Source organism: uncultured Ferrimonas sp., assembly GCF_947489035.1.
Taxonomy (GTDB): Bacteria; Pseudomonadota; Gammaproteobacteria; order Enterobacterales; family Shewanellaceae; genus Ferrimonas.
In genome coordinates, this window is record NZ_CANLCI010000054.1 from 1 (window position 1) to 2,375 (window position 2,375).

Annotated in this window: 4 protein-coding genes; all 4 read left to right on the forward strand. The window is 36.0% G+C overall.

Annotated features, from left to right (window positions below; genetic code table 11):
* A partial coding sequence (locus Q0796_RS18000) for an RDD family protein (RefSeq protein ID WP_298445858.1) occupies positions 1-698 on the forward strand: 698 nt, incomplete at its 5' end.
* A gap of 202 nt (positions 699-900) precedes the next feature.
* Positions 901-1,083 carry a hypothetical protein gene (locus tag Q0796_RS18005; protein WP_298445861.1) on the forward strand — a complete coding sequence of 61 codons (183 nt, stop codon included), beginning with the start codon at positions 901-903 and terminating at the stop codon, positions 1,081-1,083.
* A gap of 124 nt (positions 1,084-1,207) precedes the next feature.
* Positions 1,208-1,630 carry a hypothetical protein gene (locus Q0796_RS18010; protein ID WP_298445864.1) on the forward strand — a complete coding sequence of 141 codons (423 nt, stop codon included), beginning with the start codon at positions 1,208-1,210 and terminating at the stop codon, positions 1,628-1,630.
* Between the two features lie 94 nt (positions 1,631-1,724).
* Entirely contained in the window at positions 1,725-2,012 is a 288-nt protein-coding gene (locus Q0796_RS18015) for a hypothetical protein (protein ID WP_298445867.1), read from the forward strand.
* Positions 2,013-2,375: the final 363 nt, after the last annotated feature.

The window sequence follows — 2,375 nt, forward strand, 5'->3', positions numbered from 1 at the left end:
GACAAAAAACAGCTGGCTTTTGCTCGTTCCTCGCTAATTATAGCCAGCTATTTTATTGCCGCTTAGCAAAGCGTTATGTGCCAAGGAGTAGTCTAAGCATGGATTCTAAAATTGATTTTTCATCATATTCTCTAAATGATCTTTATTCTTCCGCAGAATCAATTGATCGAAATGTTTACCCAGAAAGAGCAGAAGAAATAGATAAACTAATTCGTCAAAAAGAAGCTGAAAACCCCGAAGAAATTGATACAACCAAAGAAATCGGAGAAAAAGCCACTAAGTCCGATAGGTTAGTGGCAGCGATTATAGATGGAGTTATTGGAATCATTTCACTTGTTCCTGTAATTTATTATGTTGGCTTTGATTCATTTAAAGAACCATCTTTATCTCTATTGGGTGTTCTATTTATATACGGCGTATTCACCACGATGGTTTTACATGGCTACCTTTTGTACTATTACGGACAAACAATTGGCAAAAGTTATATGGCTATTCGTATTGAAAACTTAGATGGCACAAAAGCTAGTTTAACTACTATTTACTTTAAACGAATGTTACCAATGCAATTAATAGGTTTAATACCATCTTTTGGGCAGTTTATATCTGGTATTGTAAATCCATTGTTTATTTTCGGTAAGCAAAGTCGTTGTTTACATGATTATTTGGCTAAAACAAAAGTAAGCTATACAGGCACATAACAAGCTGTTCAAGCGGGACAAATAACAGTTGGTAGGTTCCGCTTCGCCACACATTTTAGCCAACTACAATTTGCCCTTTAACGGGGCGTTAGCTGTATTATCGCACTGTCGAGATTACATAATGTTACAAACTTTACGTTGCTCAAAAAATGTACTGGGCATATATTTAATTGGAACTTAATTGTTTTAATAAGAGGGATTTATGAAAATATTGCACAAATGGATTATCTTGGCTGGTTTATTATTGGCCGCACTCATTTCTTATGGTTACGGTTTTTCACAAGGTGTAACTATCTTTGTTGTTTTAGGTGTAGCTTTGGAACTTACCTTTTGGTTTGATGTTTTTGGCAAAAAACAAAAATGCAACGAACATTCGCATAATTAATCTACAGCTAACAAGTCGTTAAAGTAGGACAAAAAACAGTTGGTTTTGTTCATGATACACAAGTATAACCAACTATTTTTTTTGCCTCTTGTTGGGGCGTTAGGCTTTCAAAGGAGATAGGCTCATGGATAGAGTTAAAATTACGATGCTGGCTATTTTTCTTGGCGTTTTATACGCATACTTATCTGTTTATATCATAGGTATTGGTGCTGCTGTCGCTATTCCAGCAAGCATCTTGACTCCAGTCGCAAAAGCATACCCAACATTTGCATTTGCTATGGTAGATCTAATTACTATTGGCTTCCCACTATTAATTGTTTACTTCCTATTTGTTTTAATAGTTAAATATTTCAATTCGAGCAATAGTTATTTTCCTTATTTAGCATTGTTGGTTCCCTTTTTCATTCAACATATTTATTTATTTGTAATAATGGGGCAGCCTCAAGATTTGGCATATACATTGGCTACAATAATGCCTAGGTACATCGCAATTTTACTTTTTGCATTATATTTTGTTAAACGTGCGGTTAATCACGCTAAAGCCTAACAAGCCGTTCAAGCGGGACAAATAACAGTTGGCTGGTTCCGCTCCGCTTCACATTTTAACCAACTACAATTTGGCGTTATGTTTAAAGGAAAGTATGGACGCTGAATTAAAGAAAAAAGTAGATGTAATCGTAGGTTTAAGCCGTCTTAGCGGTGGAACACTAATAATTATCGGAAGTATATTGATCTACGTTTTCTTTCAAGCAGCATTAGATCCAAATGCTGTAATTGAAATAAATGGCGTTCCAACCAAAGATGAGGGTGCTAAAATTATAGCTGCGATATTCAGTAGTTTATTTCCTATTATGGGTTTGTTTTTAGCTTTTATTCCTAGCAAATACCTTGATAAGTGGGTTGCAAAAATAGTTACTCGTTTAGAGTAAATTTAAACATAACAAGCAATTAAAGCGGGACTTTTTACAGTTTGCTCGGTTTCGCTTCGCTTCACATTTTAGCCAACAATTATCCGCCGCTTATTGGGGCGTTAGCTGTAAAATCATATGACCGAAGAAAAGTTAACCAAAATTCATTTAGACCTACCGAGAAACGAAGAGGTGGGCGGCGAATCTTTCTGGGCTGAAGATCTCGGAGATGATTTGTATCGCATGCGAAATACTCCTTTCCATGCGTATGGAATAAATTTCTACGATATCGTATTCGCAGTTCCAGTGTAGTGGCAGACTAAAACTGGCCACCTGATTAGAGGTGTTATCATGCTCCTCATACACAAACAGGTGTGACTATGA

Bases quoted from the DNA above. Each gene is read 5' to 3' on its own strand.
- Q0796_RS18005 (WP_298445861.1), top strand. From the start codon at position 901: ATGAAAATATTGCACAAATGGATTATCTTGGCTGGTTTATTATTGGCC.
- Q0796_RS18010 (WP_298445864.1), top strand. From the start codon at position 1,208: ATGGATAGAGTTAAAATTACGATGCTGGCTATTTTTCTTGGCGTTTTA.
- Q0796_RS18015 (WP_298445867.1), top strand. From the start codon at position 1,725: ATGGACGCTGAATTAAAGAAAAAAGTAGATGTAATCGTAGGTTTAAGC.